Here is a 19,354-nt window from a genome sequence, read left to right as displayed (position 1 = left end):
CTAAAATTAATATACTAATTATATTTTACTTTCTTTCTGTTCTTACATGTCATTAATACAATTGAACAGATGAATGTAACTAACTGTGCTACCATCATTAAAATGAAGCCGATTCCAAAACCTGCTGTTATAGTCATCATATATTCTTCTGATATTAAGAAACCTAACATATCATTGAACATATCTTTTATAATATCAAGAAGCTTAAAGCACCATAAATATCCGATATATCCACCAAGCCCTAACTTAATTAAGCTGAATAACATAATAAGAACATATGCACCTCTTCTTCGTACAACTACAAGTAATATAAACTCAATAACAGCGAATACTACCAATGCTACACCTAAACCAATAGTACAATATCTGATAGTTTTAGTAACATCAATTGATTTATGGTCATCATTAACCCATACCTCATCCTCATCGACACCTGATTTAATGATATCTATTCCTGTAATTGATTCTTTCGAGCTACCCTCACCTTTAACCTTTACTTCCATTGATAAGTAATTCATAAATAATGTTGCACATGAAAGAATAGTTGCTATTAGTACAATTGCACTAAATAAGAATCTCTTAAATGAGAACTTATTAGCTTTTTCAGTTTGTTTCTGAGCACCATAATTAGTATTCTCAGCAAACTGATTTACATTTGGATTTGAATTTACATTCTGAACTCCATTAGAGAACTGATTGTCATTTTCAAACTGGCTTCTGGCAAAACTATTATCAGGCTGATTGTCAATCTGATTATTCTGGACGTTATCGTAATTATCCTGTGTCTTAGATATTTCAACCGGTTCTATTGTATCTTCAGTATCTTCAGTATCTTCAGTATTTTTAGTTTCTTCCTGATTAACCTCTTCTACATTCTCATTCTTCTCATCTTCAACATTGTTATCTGCTTGCTGGAAGAACGAATCCGAAAGATTATCAGACAAATTATCACCTGAATTCTGATTATCATTTTCTTTAACAACTTTATCATTTTCCCAAACAATTTCTTTTGACAAATTATTGACTTCTGCCTGTGATTCGCCTATCTTTGCGCCGCAACTTACACAAAATACTGCATCATCATCATTTTTTGCTCCGCATTTTTTACAAAACATTTCTCTTAACCTCTTTTCCTATTTTTTTCATATGTCCTTTATTATTTTATATTAATTAAATACATTGTCAAGATTTAATTATTACTTCATAGTAGTTACTTTTACCGTGCAATATAACACTTTACCATTAACCTTTGCAGTAATAGTTGTGGTTCCCGCCATTCTAGCTATTACTCTTCCATTTGATGTTACTGTAGCTACTCGTTTGTTATTAGAATACCACTTGATATTCTGTGTTGCTCCAAATACATCTAAATCATAGCTATCATATTGTTCAAGTGTAATATAAGTTGCATTTAATGCAAGAACTATTACTTCACATGAACTTTCCACACCAGTTTCATTAGAAATAGCATATATTTCTGTGTTACCCTGTCCTCTTGCTGTTACAGTACCATTTGCTGAAACAGTTGCAACAGATGTATCTCCTGATACCCATGTAACGCTTTCTGTAGATTTTGTAGGTTTAATTCTGGCTGTTAATGTTCTTGTCTGGCCAGGTAACATCGTAATACTCTTAGAATTTATCGTAACGCCTGTTGCAGGTACAGTTGGTTTTACAGTAACTTTACATACGCCTACGACATTATTGCCATCAACTGATGTAGCATATACTTTACATATTCCTGCCTTAACACCTGTAATCTCACCTGAATAATCTACTGTTGCTATTGATGAATCTGAACTGCTCCATTCAACTTCCTTATATGTAGCATCGGCAGGTGCAACACTTACCGATACCTTTGCACTTTTGCCTTCAGCAATTGATACATTGCTTGGATTTATCATAATGGAAGTTACAGGTTTTATAACTTCTATAGTCACACTGTCAAAAATACCACTTCCATCTGTGGCATATGCATATATTGTAGCTCTTCCAACATTTTTAGCTGAAATTCTTCCATTAGCATCTACTGAAATAATACTGCTATTAGATGAAGTCCATCTTAATTTTCTATTTGTAGCACTTTCTGCTGATACTGTAGCTGATAACTGTTTAGAATCACCAATGTTCATTCTTGAAATACCTGCATTAATCTTAACAGATGATACGAATTCCTGGACTGTTACCTGACAGCTCGCTATAAGTCCTCTTTCTTCTGTCTTAGCAATAATAATTGCTATACCACCTTTTTTACCAGTAACAACACCATTTGCATCAACACTTGCTACTGTGTCATCACTTGAAGAATAGATTACATTCTTATTATCTGCATCAACAGGTGTAATTGTAGGTATAATTATGAATTTGTCGTCCTTCATAATTGTCTTGGAATTAACATTTAATGATATTCCTGTTATTGGCTGAAGAACAGTAACGATACATTTTGCCATTGCACCGCTATCCTGACTTGTTGCTGTAATTACACAGTTACCTGCTTCTATAGTAGTAACTTTACCATTCTGGTCGACTGTTGCTATAGAAGTATCATTTGATGACCACGATATTTTTTTATTCATTGCATTATCAGGTAGTGCTGTTGCATTAAGCCAGAATTCAGTTCCTTTTCTTACTGTAATGTTGTCATTGCTTATTGCAATGCTTGTGACAGGCTGATATACTGTTACATTACACATTGATGTAGCACCACTGTCTTCTGATTTAGCAAGAATTGTTGCAGAGCCACTGCCAACTGCTGTTACCATACCCTCGTCATTCACAATTGCAACATTTGTATCACTTGATGTCCAAATGATTTTCTTATTAGTTGCATCTTCAGGAGTTATCTTTGTGGTAAGTCTGAACTGCTCATTTAATTTCAATGTAATATTTGTATAATCTAAATCGACTGCTGTAACAGGATTATTTATGTAGAATTCACAGGTATCAATAAGGTTTCCGTTATAACCTGTATCTACTGTCTTAACAATAATTGTTGCTTTACCAGGTTTATGGAATGTAACCAAACCATTTTCTCCAACTGTTGCAACATCCGGTGCTGATGAAGTCCAGGTTACGTCTCTGTTAACTCCATCACCTGCCGGAAGAATTGTATACGTAAGCTGATATGTTTTAGTAGCAAGACTTGTTGTAACTGTATTTATATCCATCTTAATTCCTGTAACCGGTTCTCTTACTGATACTGTACATGAAGCTACTTTTATTCCATCTTCAGTAACCACCGATACAACTGCCTGTCCGCCTTTAACACCTTTAATTATTCCCATATCATCTACTGTAACAATTTTCTCATCTGATGATACCCATTTAACGTTGGTATTATCTGGTCTGCTAGGATTAAAAGTTACAATAAGTCTATACTGTGAACCTTTTATTATCTCTACTTCTGACGGAGAAATAACTACATCTAATACAGGTTCTTTAACATACACTTCACAGGTTGCAGTCTTAGCAACTCCGTCTATAATCTGTGTTGCTGTAATTGTTGCCTGACCTTTTGCTTTAGCCTTAACTGTAGCAAGATATTTATCATTTCTGCTCGGTGTTACAGTAACTATTGATTCATCTGATGACTTCCATGTAACACTTGCTGCAGAGTCTGTCACGATTGCTGTTAAATCAAATGACTCGTTAGCATTTAATATATGTTCTGACTCACTAAGTGCAAATGAATCAATTACATTAATTGTAATACTTGCTGTCTGAATATCTGTTGTTCCAAATACTTCCGGATTAACAACACTTGCGGTAATTGTTGCCTGACCCTTACTTACTGCTGTAAGTACACCATCTGCAGAAATTGTGGCAACTCCTGTATCACTTGAAGTCCAGTTTACTGACTTTTTATCACCCTCACATATATTAGTATCCAATGTAAGTGTATCACCAACTGCAACTGATTTAGATGATGATGTAATTGCGAAATCAACTGAAACCGGAATATTTCTTACAGGTGATGGCTGTAAGCTATACCATTCATCATTCTTATCTAAAGTATAAATATATAAGAATGTTTTTCCTGCTGCCTTACCATATGCTGTTCCATCCCTATCTACTGAAACCACTTCCGGATTATCACTTTCAAATATTACATTTGATGCATGTCCTGCGTTAGTAGTTAAAGTATAATATTCTTTATAGCCAATATTTAATAATGAATCTGTCTCCTTAAATTTAGCATTAACTACTACTCTGAAGCTCTCACTCTGTCCATCATCAGTCACTGCAGTAATCTCAGCCTTACCTGCACCAGCCAATGTTAAGACACCATTTCCACTTCCATCATCTGTGACTGTTACTACAGAATCATCACTACTTGTCCATTTAACAGGATTATCCGAATTAGTAATAATATTTGGTACTGTCCAGTCATCTTCATATGGAGCTGTTGGAATGCTTGCTTCATTTATCTTGAATTTTACAACAACCGTTCTCTCTGATTTAGTTGTTATCTCATAATCTCCGTCATCTGTTGATACAACCTTTGTAAATGTAGCAGATATAGTAGCTTTACCTGCGCTTATAGGTTTCAACACTGCTGTAGATTCTGTACCCTCAGAATTCTGCGATACATCTACAATACTTCTATCTGATGATTCCCATGTGATTGAACCACCATCCTCTAAGCTTATGTATTCATCTTTTTCCGAATCATATGCCTGTGCCGTCCATGTTACCGGACTGCTTCCCACTTCCCATGTGCCATCATTTAATTCATCTCCCGTAATATTTACCTTAACAGACTCGGCAGATGCAAATCTTGATGCAACAAAGAATATTATTACACCGACTAATAACATCGTAGCTATTTTATATACTGTTTTGACATTTCTAAGATTCTTAAAATTTATTTTTCTGATATGTTTCATATTTCGCCTCTATACCTTTCAATCCATTTTTTGGGATATTGATTATATTAATAATGCATCAGAATGCCTATAAAATAATAGATGAATTTTTTATATTATTACGTCAATCTGATACAATATAAATCGACATATTTTCCATAAAACATTATATCAAATATAAAATATAAAATCAATGAGTCAAATGCATTGCACCTGACTCATTGTTAATATTTATTTACTTTATTAATATAGTTATATATTAGTCTTCTTCATCATCCGGTCTGTCCCAATTATGGTATACAGCCTGAACATCATCATCTTCATCAAGTAAATCTAAGATTCTGTTCATTTTCTTAATATCATTTTCATCTGTTAATTCAACCCAAGTCTGTGGAATCATTGTCACTTCTGCTGAAACCATTAATATTCCACTATTTTCAAGTGCTTCTCTTACTGCACTGAAATCTTCAGGTGTTGTGGTTATCTCAAAACTGTCTTCTTCTTCGGCGAAGTCTTCTGCCCCTGCATCGATAGCTAACATCATAAGCTCATCTGCATCACCAGTATATTCTTCTTTATCAATTATAATCTGACCTTTTTTATCAAACATAAATGATACACATCCCTGTGTTCCGACATTTCCACCGCCTTTAGTAAATGCATTTCTTACATTAGAAGCTGTTCTATTCTTATTATCTGTTAATGCATCAACTATGATAGCTGAACCATTTGGTCCATATCCTTCATATGTAACTGTAACGTAGTTAACTGAGTTAGCATCGCCTGCTGCTTTCTTAATGCCTCTGTCAATTGTATCATTAGGCATATTATTAGCCTTTGCTTTAGCTATAACATCACGTAATTTGCTATTGTTAGCAGGATCAGGTCCTCCCTCCTTAACAGCTACAGCTATTTCTCTACCTATAATTGTAAAGACTTTACCCTTTGCTGCATCGTTTTTCTCCTTTTTATGTTTGATATTCGCAAATTTTGAATGTCCTGACATACTTTACCTCTTTCCTTATATTTAATATTCTATGCACCGGCTTAAGATTATTAATACCTTTTGTCGATGTTTTAATTATTTTATATTATAAGCCTTTAGCTTTATAAACATATTTATTCGTCATCTGATAATGTAATAAGTACAACTGAAATCATTCTGTTTTTTACACTCAGAACTTTGTACTTGACATTATCAATTACAATCTCCGGTCTTTCATCATTTTCAAGAATTCTTTCGAATTTTGAAACCAGATATCCATTAATGGTCTCGCAATCCTCGTCAAATTTAATATGAAGCTTTTCTTCTATTTCTTCAAGCGGGGTGCTTCCTTTAACAACATAAGCACCATCCTCACGTCTGACAATATTTACATCTTCTTCGTCATATTCATCTAAAATATTTCCGACAATCTCTTCTAAGATATCCTCCATAGCAACTATACCAGAAGTCTGTCCATACTCATCAACAACTATTGCCATATGTATCTTCTCTGACTGCATTGTTTTAAATAATACATTGATTTTCTTAGTCTCCGGTACAAACGATGCCTTTCTTACAAGTCCCGGAATATCTGAAATTTTTTTCATATCGTTGACTTCACGTTGTGCCTCTGACATTATATCTCTGAAGTTAACAATACCTATAATATTATCAATATTCTCAATATATACAGGAAATCTTGAATTATTAAGTCCAAGAATATATTCTGCTGCATCACATAGAAGCATCTCTCCATCTACACATACCATAGCTGTTCTGTGCGTCATTATATCTTTAGCTTCCTTGTCACCGAATTCTACTATGTTATTTATCATCTCGGCCTCGCTTGCAAGTAATACTCCCTGCACATGGCCCTCGTTTATTACAGAAATAATATCTTCTTCAGTAACATTTTCTTCCGGCTCATTTGGATCAATTCCAGATATTTTAAGAATCATATCAGCAATTTTCGAAACACAGAATGTAACCGGCATCAAAACTACTGTCATCATATATGTGATATTAGTAAGTTTTAATGATATTCCTTTAGAATGTCTGGATCCTAATTTCTTAGGAATAATTATTCCAAATACTAATAAAATAATTACCCATAACACTGCCATTCCAATTCTTAAAAGTACCTTATCTATCCTAAAACCGATACATATACCTGTAATTAATGTTATTAACACTGATACTTCCTGTACTGTGTTAATAAATCTGGCCGGATCATTTATTATTTTATCAACTTTCTGATATGTCTTCTCATTTTTTTCTTTTATTTCTTCAAGTTCGTTTTCATTGATACTTTGTACAGCCGAACTGTATAAATAAACAATTACCGTTAAAACAAATAATATTGCTACTGCTAAAATAATCCATATGGGGCTACACCCGTCCATTTGAATTTACTCCTTTTACCTTTTGATTAATATATGTGACAACATAATATTACTTTTTATGCTTTAAAGTTATATTATACACTCACTTTTTCAGTACAATTATGCACTAATAACAGAAAATATATCATTTTATTACTTATTAGTCAATATTTTATGTATTTAATTCTAAACTAACAAGCAATGCTCTATCAACCTGATTTAATATTTCTTCGTCCAGATGACATACTTTATCTTTCAATCTTTTCTTATCAATTGTCCTGAGTTGTTCTAACAGAATAACCGAATCTTTTACCATATTATATCTCCTGCTATCTAATTCTACATGTGTAGGCAGCTTTGCTTTATTCATTTTAGACGTGATGGCTGCACATATTACAGTAGGACTATGCTTATTGCCCATATCATTCTGAATTATAAGCACCGGTCTGATTCCTCCCTGTTCTGAACCAATAACAGGTCGCAAATCAGCATAATATACATCTCCTCTTCTAACTATCAACGAATTCACACTCCATATTTTACCTTTATATTTAAGTAAATTTACTCTATCAATAGTATTGCCTAAAAAAGGGTGTATATTCTATTTTTATCTATAAACTTTTATTTCATCATACTCACGTCGTATATATCATCAAAATAATCCTTGGTACATACAATTTTGCCATTTCTGTAATATACTCTTGGCATACGCTTTCCTAAATCACATACAACCTCATAATTAAATGTATCTCCTGCAATTTCTGCCATCTTCTCTGTTGTAATCTCCTCATTGCCTGATTTACCGATAAGAATAACCTCATCTCCCGATATCACACCATCTATATCAGTAACATCAACCATAAACTGATCCATACAGATTCTACCAAGAATATTAGCCTTTTTTCCTCTTATAAGAACATAGCCTTTATTAGAAAGACTTCTTCTGTATCCATCTCCATATCCTACCGGAATTGTTGCTATCTTCATTGGCTTATCTGCAACAAATGTACCGCCATAACTTACTTCTGTACCTGTTTCAATATCTTTAACATATACAACATGACTTCTTAGTCCTAACGCAGGTGTAAGTTTTACTGAACTCTTATCGACTTCATCAGATGGATACAATCCATACATTGCAATACCTGCACGTACAGCATCCATATTTGCAGAATTAATCTCCATTATGGCTGCACTGTTTGAACAATGCTTCACAGGTATATGTATTCCCTCTTCTTCAAGTCTGTCTGTGAAATTCTTGAATCTTTCAAACTGTTTCATCGTCTTAGACTTATCCGTCTCATCTGCTGTTGCAAAATGTGTAAATATTCCCTCGATTTCAACATTATCAAGCTTACTTATCTTCTTAATGGTTTCAATGCTTTCTTCACAATCTTTAAAACCAATTCTGCTCATTCCGGTATCTACTTTAATATGAAGTTTTGCCATTCTTCCAAGTTTCTTTGCTGCATCAGAAGCAGCCATAGCCGATTCCATTGTAAATATAGCTGGTCTCACATCATTTTCAACAACTCTTTCCATCTGGCTGTCATGAGTATATCCGATAACATATACAGGTTTTTTTATTCCATTTTCTCTTAGATTAACAGCTTCATCTATCGTTGCAACCGCATACGCATCTACTAAATCATTTATTGTATATGCTATAGGTACTGCTCCATGTCCATATCCGTCAGTTTTAATTACTGCAATTACCTTTGTTCCTTCCTTTATATTATTCTTAAGATTTGTTACATTATTATATATAGCATCTAAATTAATTGTTACACATACTCTGTAATATTTTTCCATTGTGTTCATTTTTTACACTTCTCCATTTCTATATTTTAAGATTTGTGTAATGGCATCATTAATATCTGAAGCAATCATTCCATAATCTGATTTACTCTCTTTCGCATAGTCACCTGCCAATCCATGTAAGTATACACCCATACAGGCAGCTTCGTAAATACCTAATATTTGTGATATCATTCCACCAATTATTCCTGATAATACATCACCACTTCCACCTGTTGACATTCCGCTGTTTCCTGATAGATTTACAGTAACATTTCCATTGTAATCAGCGATTACTGTTGTAGCATCTTTTATAACCGTTATGCAGCCATATTTCTCCGAAAAGTCTTTAGCAACCTTTACTATATTTTCCCTGATATCCTGACAACTGATATCTGTTAGTCTCGACATTTCCTTAATATGTGGTGTTATAATCACTTTGTTATGAAGCATTTTTAATAATTCTCTGTTTTTACTTATAACATTTAATCCGTCTGCGTCTATAACTGCATTACAATTCGAGGTAAGTACCTTTTTAATCAGGTTATTTGCCATATCGTCAACTGATAATCCCGGTCCCGCAACCACTATTGAACTACTGTCTAATTCAAAAGGTTCAGCATAATCATTAACAACTGCTTCTATAATCTTTCCCTTCACTATAGGAAGATTATTTATATGCGTTAATACTTCTACTATACCTGCTCCACATCTATATGCCGCTATCGCTGAAAGTATCGCTGCTCCACACATATTCTTTGAACCAGCAATAACCTTTATACGTCCATATGTTCCTTTATTAGATACAGGGTTTCTCTCAGGAATAATTTTTAAATCTTTCTTCGTAAATGCATTAAATACTTCTTCTTTATAATTTTTTCTTAAATTTTCATATGCAAGCTCATTAAAACCAACCTGTCTTACCACTACTTCTCCCGTATAATTCTTACCATCACACAAGACTAACCCTGCTTTTAATCTTCCAAACGTAACTGTCTTATAAGCCTTTATAGCAACTCCCATAACTCTTCCGTTGTCTGAATTGAGTCCACTTGGACAGTCAATAGCGATAACCTTTGTCTTGCTTTCATTAATTTCATTAATAATATCTGCAAATAGGCCGTTTACATCTCTTGATAATCCTATTCCAAATATAGCATCAACAACCAATTCGCCATCTGCAATTACTTCTTTAAATTGCTCTTTATCTTTTATTTTAATAATATCCATTCCTATATTCTGTAAAATGTCATATTGTATATTGAATTCTTCACTTGCTTTTTCCATATTTCCAATGATACAAACGCAGATATCCGATTTATTAATCTTCGTTTCATCATCACATAGTATTCTTGCAAGTGCCAGTCCGTCCGCTCCATTATTGCCAACACCACATATAATCTTAACTTTATTATATTTATTCTGCCTGCATATTTCTGTCACACATTCACCGACCGCTAAAGCTGCTCTTTCCATAAGAACTAACGATGGTATCTTAAGCTCATTAATGCAATAATTATCAACGATTTTACTTGCTTTTCCGGTTAATATTTCCATTCTCTGCTCCTCCATTTCTACTTTCAGCAACTGCCATTGTCATAACCAGATTATCTGTATCAGAGATACTTACAAATATCTCATTAATTCCTAAGCTTTCACTAATTTTCTTCGCTCCACCATACAGATTTACATATGGCTTTCCTAATTCATCTCTAAGGACTTCTATATCTTTTCCGCTAAAGCCTCTGAAACCTGTTCCAAATGACTTAGAAACAGCTTCCTTTACCGAGAAATTTGCTGCAAAAAAAGAAGCTCTCCCCTTTGCTTCCTCAATTTCCCTCTCTGTATAAAATTTATCCTTGAAATGCTCTTTAAGAGTCATAAATCTCTTGATTTCAACAATATCATTTCCTATTCCTATTATCATTTTTCCTCCTTGAACTTGTTCTTATCATAATTATGTTCTCTGTCAAATATTTCCATAACCTCATGTCCTAACATATCATGCATATATCCGTAAATGTTGTTATTTTCATCAGTTTTATCCTGCTTAATTACTACATTTCTCTTAAGTTGTATTCTCGTCTTTTCAATCCATTCACCCAGAGCTTCTATCTGCATTTCATTATTACTAAGGCGATTATAACATTTCTCAATACTTTCCATAAGTAATTCTTCATTTACCTTCATAAGTCTGTACGGCAATTGGTATTTCTCGTTCTCTAGCTCAGTATTCTTATTATTAATATCTTCAATTAATTTCCTGCTTGCATCAAGTTTCTTCTGTCTTAGTTTCTCGTTTTCATTATCTGTTTCTTCCATATTGTCTACGATTTCTTTCATAAGCTTCTTCTTGAGCCCAACAAGATTCTTAATCTCCCTTGATACGCCACCTTCTCTTTTCACGAGATTCATAACTTCTTTCTCAAGCTTCTTTATCCTTGGTGTCTTTAAATTATCTGGAAATAACTGATGCCATCTGTTATCTAATGGCAAAATTGGAATCTTCTTTAAGTCTATTAAATTTTCAAAATCTTCATATGAACCTTCTGTTTCTTTTTTAGCCATTGTTACCTCCCATATGCGAATAAGAATTATTACATATCATTTTCAGTTCTTGTAAGATTATATGATAACTGCATAAGGCTTTCTGATAAATGTACATTTTCAACAACAATATTCTTAGGCAGATTAAGGTCTGTATGAGCAAAATTCCATATTGCCCTGACACCACATTCCGCAAGCTTTTCTGCTACTTTTACTGCCTCTGCCTTAGGTATGGCAAGTGTTGCGATGTCAATTTTATTATCCTTGGCAAATTCTTCTAAATTTTTCATAGACTGAACTGCTATGCCTCTGACTTTCTTGCCTATTAGTTTAGGATTCTTATCAAACAACCCTATAAGAACAAATCCTCTTTTCTCAAAATTAGCATAATTAGCAAGTGCTCTTCCAAGGTTACCTGTACCGATAATAATCATATTATGCTGCTTGTCTACTCCAAGTATTTTACCTATTTCAACATACAAATATTTGACATTATATCCATATCCCTGTTGTCCAAATCCTCCGAAATTATTCAGGTCCTGTCTTATCTGCGAAGCTGTTACGTTCATCTTCTTGCTAAGTTCGCCTGATGAAATTCTTTCAACACCCGACTCCATTATTTCTCCTAAATATCTGTAATATCTTGGCAGTCTTCCGATAACTGCCTTAGAGATACTATTCTTAACCATAATTCACCATCCAATTCCGTTCTGATTTTAATTCAATGATTTAATACATTAAATTTATTAAATTTTAAAAAATTATAACACATCTTTGATAAAAATTAAACAAAGCAACTAAACTTTTTTCTCTTATTTAATATCTTTTTTTAATATCTTCATAGACAACTTTATAAAAATCGTTTATATTTAGTAGTAAACGTTAAAAATTCTATTTCAAAATATTACTTTAATATTAATATAAGACTTATTAAAAAATTTATTTTGGATTAATTTAGATTGGTGAGGTAATTATGATTTTATCATGTAGTAACATAAGTAAAAGTTTTGACAGTAAGGTTATATTAGATAACTGCTCATTTCATGCAGAAGATAGAGAGAAAGTTGCAATAGTCGGAATTAATGGTGCGGGTAAATCGACATTATTTAAGATAATTACAGGAGAATTAAAGCCTGATGACGGAATTATAACCGTAGCTAAAAATAAAACTCTTGCATATTTATCGCAGCACCCTGATATAGCAGGCGGGCATACTATCTACGAAGAAATGTTAGATGTCAAAAAAGAGATTATAGAAATGGAAAGTACAATCCGTTCATTAGAAGCTGAAATGAAAACTGCCGAGGGTAAAGAATTAGAAAAACTTCTTGAAAACTATTCTAAATTAACACATACTTTCGAATTAAATGACGGATATGCTTATAAGAGCGAAATTACAGGTGTCTTAAAGGGCTTAGGCTTTGCAGAGGAAGATTTTGACAGAAAGATATCAACTCTGTCAGGCGGACAGAAAACACGAGTATTCTTAAGTAAGATTCTGTTATCTAAGCCTGATATCATATTATTAGATGAGCCTACTAACCACTTAGACCTTAACTCAATTGCATGGTTAGAAGGTTTCTTAAGCAATTACAAAGGTGCTGTTATCATAATCTCCCATGACCGTTATTTCCTTGATAAAATCGTAACTAAAGTTGTAGAGATAGAGAATACAAAATGTACTACATATAATGGTAATTACAGCGATTATGCCACTAAGAAAGCCTCTTTAAGAGAAGCTGAACTTAAAAAATATCTTAATCAGCAGCAGGAAATCAAGCATCAGAAAGAGGTTATCGAGAAGCTCAAATCTTTTAATCGTGAGAAATCAATTAAAAGAGCTGAAAGTCGTGAAAAACAGCTAAATAAAATCGAAGTTGTAGAAAAGCCAAAATATATTGATGATGAAATGCATCTTAAATTAACTCCAAGGATTACAAGTGGTAAAGATGTATTATCGGTAGAAAATCTTTCTAAATCTTTTGGTGATAACCATCTTTTCTCAGATATTAACTTTGAAATCAAACGTGGCGAAAAAGTCAGTATAATCGGTAATAACGGTACAGGCAAGACTACCATCTTGAAAATCATAAATGGAATAATCGATGCCGACAGCGGTTCAACTAAATTAGGCAGCAAGGTTGAAATCGGATACTACGACCAGGAGCATCATGTTTTAACTATGGAAAATACTTTGTTTGAAGAAATCTCAGATGCATATCCTGATATGACTAATACAGAAATTCGTAATGTGCTGGCAGCATTTTTATTCACTGGTGATGATGTATTTAAGCAGATTAAAGACTTAAGCGGTGGTGAACGTGGACGTGTTTCGCTTGCAAAACTTATGTTATCAAATGCTAACTTCCTTATTCTTGATGAGCCTACGAACCATTTAGATATTACATCTAAGGAAATCCTTGAAAATGCGATTAACAGTTATGATGGGACTATTCTCTATGTATCCCACGACCGATATTTCATAAATAAAACCGCTAGCAGAATTATAGAGCTGACTAATAATAAGATTGTAAATTATATAGGCAATTATGATTATTATCTCGAGAAAAAAGCTGAGTTAACAGCTATATATGCCGCACCTGAAGCCGCTGAAACCAAAGACACTTCTGCTGTTTCTTCTTCTAAAGCTGACTGGCAGACTATGAAAGATGAACAGGCCAGGCTTCGTAAAAAACAAAATGAATTAAAGAAAACCGAAGGACGTATAAACGAACTTGAAGAAAAAAACAATGCTCTTTCAGAAGAGATGAATAATCCTGATATTGCTTCTGATGTCGGTAAATTAATGGAGATTACTAAAGAAATCGAAGCCGTTAATAGTGAACTTGAGAAGCTATACGAATTATGGGAAACACTTGTATAATATATAAATACTCAGACTTTACTCATACAAAATAGAATTAAATTATCTGTGTTAAGTAAATTTGCATATATAAATATCGAACTTTTGTAAGAATTGCTAATTTGTAGATATCTTTTTTTGGCTCTTACGATTATTTATGTTCATTCAATGCCATACATTTAAGCCGATGTGTCCGGCTATGTCACACACTTGATTTATGACGTATCGTGTGAGAGTTAATGCTGCCTGATGCAAAAGGTCGGTGCAGTAAATCACCGTTCAAGCGGAGCGCGTTTGATTAACTGCACCGTAATAACCTCTGCAGAAGGCAGCATTTACTCTCACTAGATAAAGGAAATATGAAAGCGTGTGTCATAGCCGGACATCTCGGCTTAAATGTATGTCTGTTGAATGTACACAAAATTTGAGCCAAAAAATGATATCTTACAAATTTACGCAATTACTTACAAGGAGTTTCGATATTTATATATCAAATTTACTTTAACAGATAAATATAAACTACATTTGTATGAGCAAGGTCTGAGCATTATATATTCTACAATAATTTATGGGCTTCGATATTCTTTATCGTATTCTTCATATGAAGAATTGCCAATTCTTCTGCTCTGTCCTTATCTTTAGCTTTTATAGCTTCAACGATATCTTTATGTTCTTTAATCGAATCACATACTCTTTCATTAGAAGATAATGTTTTCTTTCTTATTATTTCTAAATAGTGATGAAAGTCTGATAATGTCTTATATAACATTTTACTATCAGCCATCTCATATAATAATTCGTGAAATTCATTATCAAGTTCTAATACTTTATCAAATTTTTTCTTTACATAGTGAAATTCTGACAAGTCTGAAATCTCTTCGAGTTTCGAAATGTTCTCATCTGTAGCATTTTTAGTAGCCCATCTTGCACATAAGCCCTCTAATCTGGCTCTCATCTCATATATATCCTTTAAGTCTTTTTTACTGATTCCGATAACATATGCGCCTTTATTAGGTATGATGCTTACAAGTCCCTCGAATTCTAACTGTCTTAGTGCTTCGCGAACCGGAGTCCTGCTAACTCCCAGTTCTGCACCAATTGTCATTTCTCTTAACTCATCATTTTCCTTATATTTCCCCGATAAAATATCTTCTCTCAGACGGTTAAATACCCTGCCTTGAAGTGAATATTTATCACTTACTTTAATCTGACCATCTTTATCCATTAACTATTTCACCCCTTATTTATTGTAATGCCAAGTTCTTCGCAGGTTTTATTAATAATTTCAACTAATTCATTATCAGCTATTACAGTAACTCTTCCGTCATCATACTGGTCATCAACCCATTTTTTAACTCTCTTAACTAATTCAGAACTCTTATCTACTTTCTTATCCTCTGATAATCTGTAGTATGTATTAATCCAATGTGCAATACCTGCAAGTCCTGATGTGTTAGATACAGCAACTAATACAGGACGTTTTAAGAATTTATCAGTATCAAATATATTATATATTTCTTCATTCTTAAGAAGTCCGTCTGCATGAATTCCTGCTCTTGTTACATTGAAATTCTTACCTACAAATGGTGTTCTGGATGGAATTTTATATCCTATTTCCTTTTCAAAATAATTTGCTAAATCTGTTATAACAGTGGTATCCATACCATCTAAAGTTCCCTTTAACTGTGCATATTCGAATACCATTGCTTCTAGAGGTGTATTACCTGTTCTCTCACCGATTCCAAATAATGAACAGTTAACACCACTTGCACCATATATCCAGGCTGTAGTTGAGTTAGTAACTGACTTATAGAAATCATTATGACCATGCCACTCTAACTGTGATGATGGAACACCTGCATTAGTAATAAGTCCATAGATTATTCCCTGAACCGAACGAGGGATAACTGCACCTGAGAAGTTGACTCCATATCCCATAGTATCACATGCTCTTATCTTAACAGGAATATTGTATTCCTCCTGAAGCTTCATAAGTTCAAGACAGAATGGAATTACAAAACCATATATATCAGAACGTGTAATATCTTCTAAATGACATCTTGGGCTGATACCTGTCTCTAAACATTCTCTTACCACGCTTAAATAATGATTCATGCACTCACGTCTTGTCATCTTCATTTTATAGAAAATGTGGTAATCTGAACAGCTTACTAAGATACCTGTCTCTTTCATGCCTATATCTTTAACAAGCTCAAAATCTTTCTTACTTGCACGAATCCAGCTTGTTACCTCCGGAAATTTATACCCTCTTTCCATACATTTATATACGGCATCTCTGTCTTTCTTACTGTAAAGGAAGAATTCGCTTTGTCTTATTATACCTTTTGGACCACCTAATTTATGTAAATAATCATATATTGTTACAATCTGGTCTGTTGTATATGGTGCTCTTGACTGCTGACCGTCTCTGAATGTTGTATCTGTAATCCATATATCCTCTGGCATATTATGTGGAACGATACGCTCGTTAAATGCTATCTTTGGTACCTGGTCATATGGGAACAGATTATGATAAACATTAGGTTTATCTACATCTACCAAATGGTAAATATGCTCCTCTAGCTCTAATAGGTTTGTCTTTTCATTCATAATTACTGGTCTGTTATCCATTTCTTCCTCCGTCCTGATAATACCTGATATTTTTTTATTTTGTATTATCGTACTTCTGTATCATTGTATACAATAATACATTTTATGTCAACATAAATTTTTCCATAACTATTATCCAAATTATTTTATTCTTTTTAGTAAATACATCTGTATTTTTTGACTCTTCGCAACATTAATCTATGGTTTTCCACACTTTCCACATAGTTATACACATTTTATCAGATTTCTTGTTGTTTTTTTTATTATTGTCTGACATCTTTTCTCCTACTTATTTTAATTCTGCTTGTTTTTTTGGGCTATTTACCTTATAATTATCATATTAAATGAGCGTTTGTGAAATATTCCATTTCACATTATCTATCATATAAAATATGCTCTAATTCGGAGGTAATTTATGGAAAATAAAAAGATAGTCGTTGCACTTGGACGTAACGCATTCGGTGATACATTTCCTAAGCAGCAGGAAAATGTTAAAAAGGCTGCTAAAGCTATTGCTGATTTAGTAGAAGAAAAATATGAAGTTGTAATAACTCACAGTAACGGACCACAGGTCGGAATGATTCAGACAGCTATGACAGAGTTCAGCCGTTTAGATTCTAAATATACTGTTGCTCCTATGTCTGTATGTGGTGCTATGAGCCAGGGATACATAGGCTTTGATTTACAGAATGCAATCCGAACAGAATTACTTAATCGTGGTATTTACAAACCTGTTTCTACTATTATTACACAGGTAAGAGTTGATCCTTTTGATAAAGCTTTCCACAATCCAACTAAGGTTATCGGTCGTTATATGACTAAAGAGGAAGCTGATTTAGAAGAACATAAAGGTAACTATGTAACATACGAAGAAAGTTCTGAGGGTAAAGGTTATCGTAGAATTATCGCTTCTCCACAGCCTATCGATATATATGAAATTGATGCTATTAAGGCATTAGTTGATGCTAACCAGTTAGTAATTGCTGCAGGTGGCGGTGGTATTCCTGTTCTTGACCAGACACAGGGATTAAAGGGTGCAAGTGCAGTTATAGAGAAAGATTATACTGCTGCTAAATTAGCTGATATGATTGATGCATCAGAACTTCTTATACTTACATCAAATGATTATGTAACAATAACAGATGAGAATGGTACTTCTACTGAACTTAAGGAATTAAGTATTGAAGAAGCTAACTCATTAATTGAAGATAATAAGCTTGATGCCATTACAACACTTCCTAAGATTCAGGCTGCTCTTAACTTCGTAGTAGCTAAGAAAGGTCGTAAGGCAGTTATTACTAACCTTGAGAAAGCTAAGGCTGGTATCCGCGGTAAAGTCGGAACTATAATAAGCTAACAGAAGGATCAATCGTGTGAGGTATTTGATTTTGCACCTGAACAAATAAAGACAACGTTACTGAAATACATAGACAATTTAATGCTTTTTACCTGACAGGTATTATCCATAGATATTTAGCATTAGAACTATATGACCAGAATTATAAATTTAAAATATATATATAAAAATGCAGAGACTATATAATCTTAAATTAATATATGCCTCTGCATTTATATTTAACTAACTACTTTTTCAAATCTCTGCTTTTGCTCTTTAGACATTTGTATTTACTCCATAAGCTTTATGTTTACGCAATAGCAACATAAATATTGACATTACAATAATATTATATTGCCATTGCATAAAAATGATAAATATTAAACCTTATCTTAATCTGTTTACTTCGTATTTCGCTCTTGTATTAATACAGTTTAAAAGGCTCATAAATCTTGTATCGATATCACCCTCATCAACTGTAACATCAATCGCTGCTGCCATATCGTCTATCAGTCTGTCTGTAATGCCATCTTTAATATTTATAAGCACTCTTCTTTTCTCTTCAAAAGTATCTGCATCTAAGAATTTAATAAGTCTCTTATCTGCACTTTCTTCTGAATCAACAGACTCTATATTATCAGTATTCAAAGTATCATTTATAATTATATCGTCTGTAAGATTAATACTTTCTTTTATGCCGGCATCTACATTCTGATTAGATTTTATCTCATTATCAACTAATTCAAAACGATATTTCTGTTTAATATCCGGATATTTCTGTCTGTCCACTTCACTAAGGAACATATCATATGGTCTTGCATGAACTGCATAATCTCCATATAATTTCTGGTATATTACCAGTTTCTCACCACTTTCTGAATGAATGGCAACTGTAACTATCTGATATAAATTCCCTTTGAAATGCCTATATATCTGTCCCGGATATATAACCCTTTCTGCTTCTTTCAT

15 protein-coding genes are annotated in these 19,354 nt (G+C 33.3%); 2 read left to right on the top strand and 13 right to left on the bottom strand.

All coding sequences use genetic code 11. From position 1 onward, the window contains the following. Positions 1–14 precede the first annotated feature (14 nt). From OCV48_RS03505 to OCV48_RS03460, 10 genes are all read right to left on the bottom strand, one after another. A complete protein-coding gene (locus OCV48_RS03505; protein WP_147591162.1) occupies positions 15–1,115 on the bottom strand; it encodes a zinc ribbon domain-containing protein in 1,101 nt (366 codons plus the stop codon). An 81-nt stretch (positions 1,116–1,196) separates the two neighbouring features. Beyond that, positions 1,197–4,886 (bottom strand): Ig-like domain-containing protein, encoded by a 3,690-nt coding sequence (locus OCV48_RS03500; RefSeq protein ID WP_147591161.1) that lies wholly within the window; start codon positions 4,884–4,886, stop codon positions 1,197–1,199. 238 nt (positions 4,887–5,124) lie between these two features. Then, positions 5,125–5,871, bottom strand: coding sequence for a YebC/PmpR family DNA-binding transcriptional regulator (locus tag OCV48_RS03495; RefSeq protein WP_147591160.1), 747 nt, complete (start codon positions 5,869–5,871; stop codon positions 5,125–5,127). A 113-nt stretch (positions 5,872–5,984) separates the two neighbouring features. Next, the gene (locus tag OCV48_RS03490; protein WP_147591159.1) at positions 5,985–7,253 is read right to left on the bottom strand and encodes a hemolysin family protein; all 1,269 of its coding nucleotides are present in this window, start codon (positions 7,251–7,253) and stop codon (positions 5,985–5,987) included. 151 nt (positions 7,254–7,404) lie between these two features. Continuing rightward, positions 7,405–7,752 carry a type II toxin-antitoxin system PemK/MazF family toxin gene (locus tag OCV48_RS03485; RefSeq protein WP_021982469.1) on the bottom strand — a complete coding sequence of 116 codons (348 nt, stop codon included), beginning with the start codon at positions 7,750–7,752 and terminating at the stop codon, positions 7,405–7,407. 101 nt (positions 7,753–7,853) lie between these two features. Further along, on the bottom strand, positions 7,854–9,053 hold the full coding sequence (alr, locus tag OCV48_RS03480) for an alanine racemase (RefSeq protein ID WP_394803222.1): 1,200 nt from the start codon (positions 9,051–9,053) through the stop codon (positions 7,854–7,856). A 3-nt stretch (positions 9,054–9,056) separates the two neighbouring features. Then, entirely contained in the window at positions 9,057–10,586 is a 1,530-nt protein-coding gene (locus OCV48_RS03475; protein WP_262558823.1) for an NAD(P)H-hydrate dehydratase, read from the bottom strand. Then, positions 10,558–10,956 (bottom strand): holo-ACP synthase, encoded by a 399-nt coding sequence (gene acpS / locus OCV48_RS03470; RefSeq protein ID WP_147591157.1) that lies wholly within the window; start codon positions 10,954–10,956, stop codon positions 10,558–10,560. Before acpS ends, OCV48_RS03475 begins: the two co-directional genes overlap by 29 nt. Then, positions 10,953–11,597, bottom strand: coding sequence for a hypothetical protein (locus OCV48_RS03465; RefSeq protein ID WP_021982473.1), 645 nt, complete (start codon positions 11,595–11,597; stop codon positions 10,953–10,955). Before OCV48_RS03465 ends, acpS begins: the two co-directional genes overlap by 4 nt. 29 nt (positions 11,598–11,626) lie before the next feature. Continuing rightward, positions 11,627–12,265, bottom strand: a complete 639-nt coding sequence (locus OCV48_RS03460) for a redox-sensing transcriptional repressor Rex (RefSeq protein ID WP_021982474.1) — start codon at positions 12,263–12,265, stop codon at positions 11,627–11,629. A gap of 284 nt (positions 12,266–12,549) precedes the next feature. Here OCV48_RS03460 and abc-f point away from each other — a divergent pair, with 284 nt between their 5' ends. Next, entirely contained in the window at positions 12,550–14,460 is a 1,911-nt protein-coding gene (abc-f, locus tag OCV48_RS03455; protein ID WP_147591156.1) for a ribosomal protection-like ABC-F family protein, read from the top strand. Positions 14,461–14,995: 535 nt separating this feature from the next. Here the strand turns inward: abc-f and OCV48_RS03450 are convergent. Next, positions 14,996–15,664, bottom strand: a complete 669-nt coding sequence (locus OCV48_RS03450; protein ID WP_021982476.1) for a GntR family transcriptional regulator — start codon at positions 15,662–15,664, stop codon at positions 14,996–14,998. Positions 15,665–15,672: 8 nt separating this feature from the next. Beyond that, positions 15,673–17,070 (bottom strand): 2-isopropylmalate synthase, encoded by a 1,398-nt coding sequence (locus tag OCV48_RS03445; RefSeq protein ID WP_147591155.1) that lies wholly within the window; start codon positions 17,068–17,070, stop codon positions 15,673–15,675. Between the two features lie 394 nt (positions 17,071–17,464). On the opposite strand from OCV48_RS03445, the gene arcC reads away from it, so the two are divergent. Next, positions 17,465–18,406 carry a carbamate kinase gene (gene arcC, locus OCV48_RS03440; RefSeq protein ID WP_147591154.1) on the top strand — a complete coding sequence of 314 codons (942 nt, stop codon included), beginning with the start codon at positions 17,465–17,467 and terminating at the stop codon, positions 18,404–18,406. A 366-nt stretch (positions 18,407–18,772) separates the two neighbouring features. Here the strand turns inward: arcC and OCV48_RS03435 are convergent, their stop codons facing one another. Then, positions 18,773–19,354, bottom strand: a complete 582-nt coding sequence (locus OCV48_RS03435) for a DUF1653 domain-containing protein (RefSeq protein WP_147591153.1) — start codon at positions 19,352–19,354, stop codon at positions 18,773–18,775.

Origin of the sequence: Bovifimicola ammoniilytica (genome assembly GCF_025567085.1) — a bacterium.
In the GTDB taxonomy this organism is placed as follows: Bacteria; Bacillota; Clostridia; order Lachnospirales; family Lachnospiraceae; genus Bovifimicola; species Bovifimicola ammoniilytica.
This window is presented reverse-complemented; position numbering and strand designations above follow the sequence as displayed.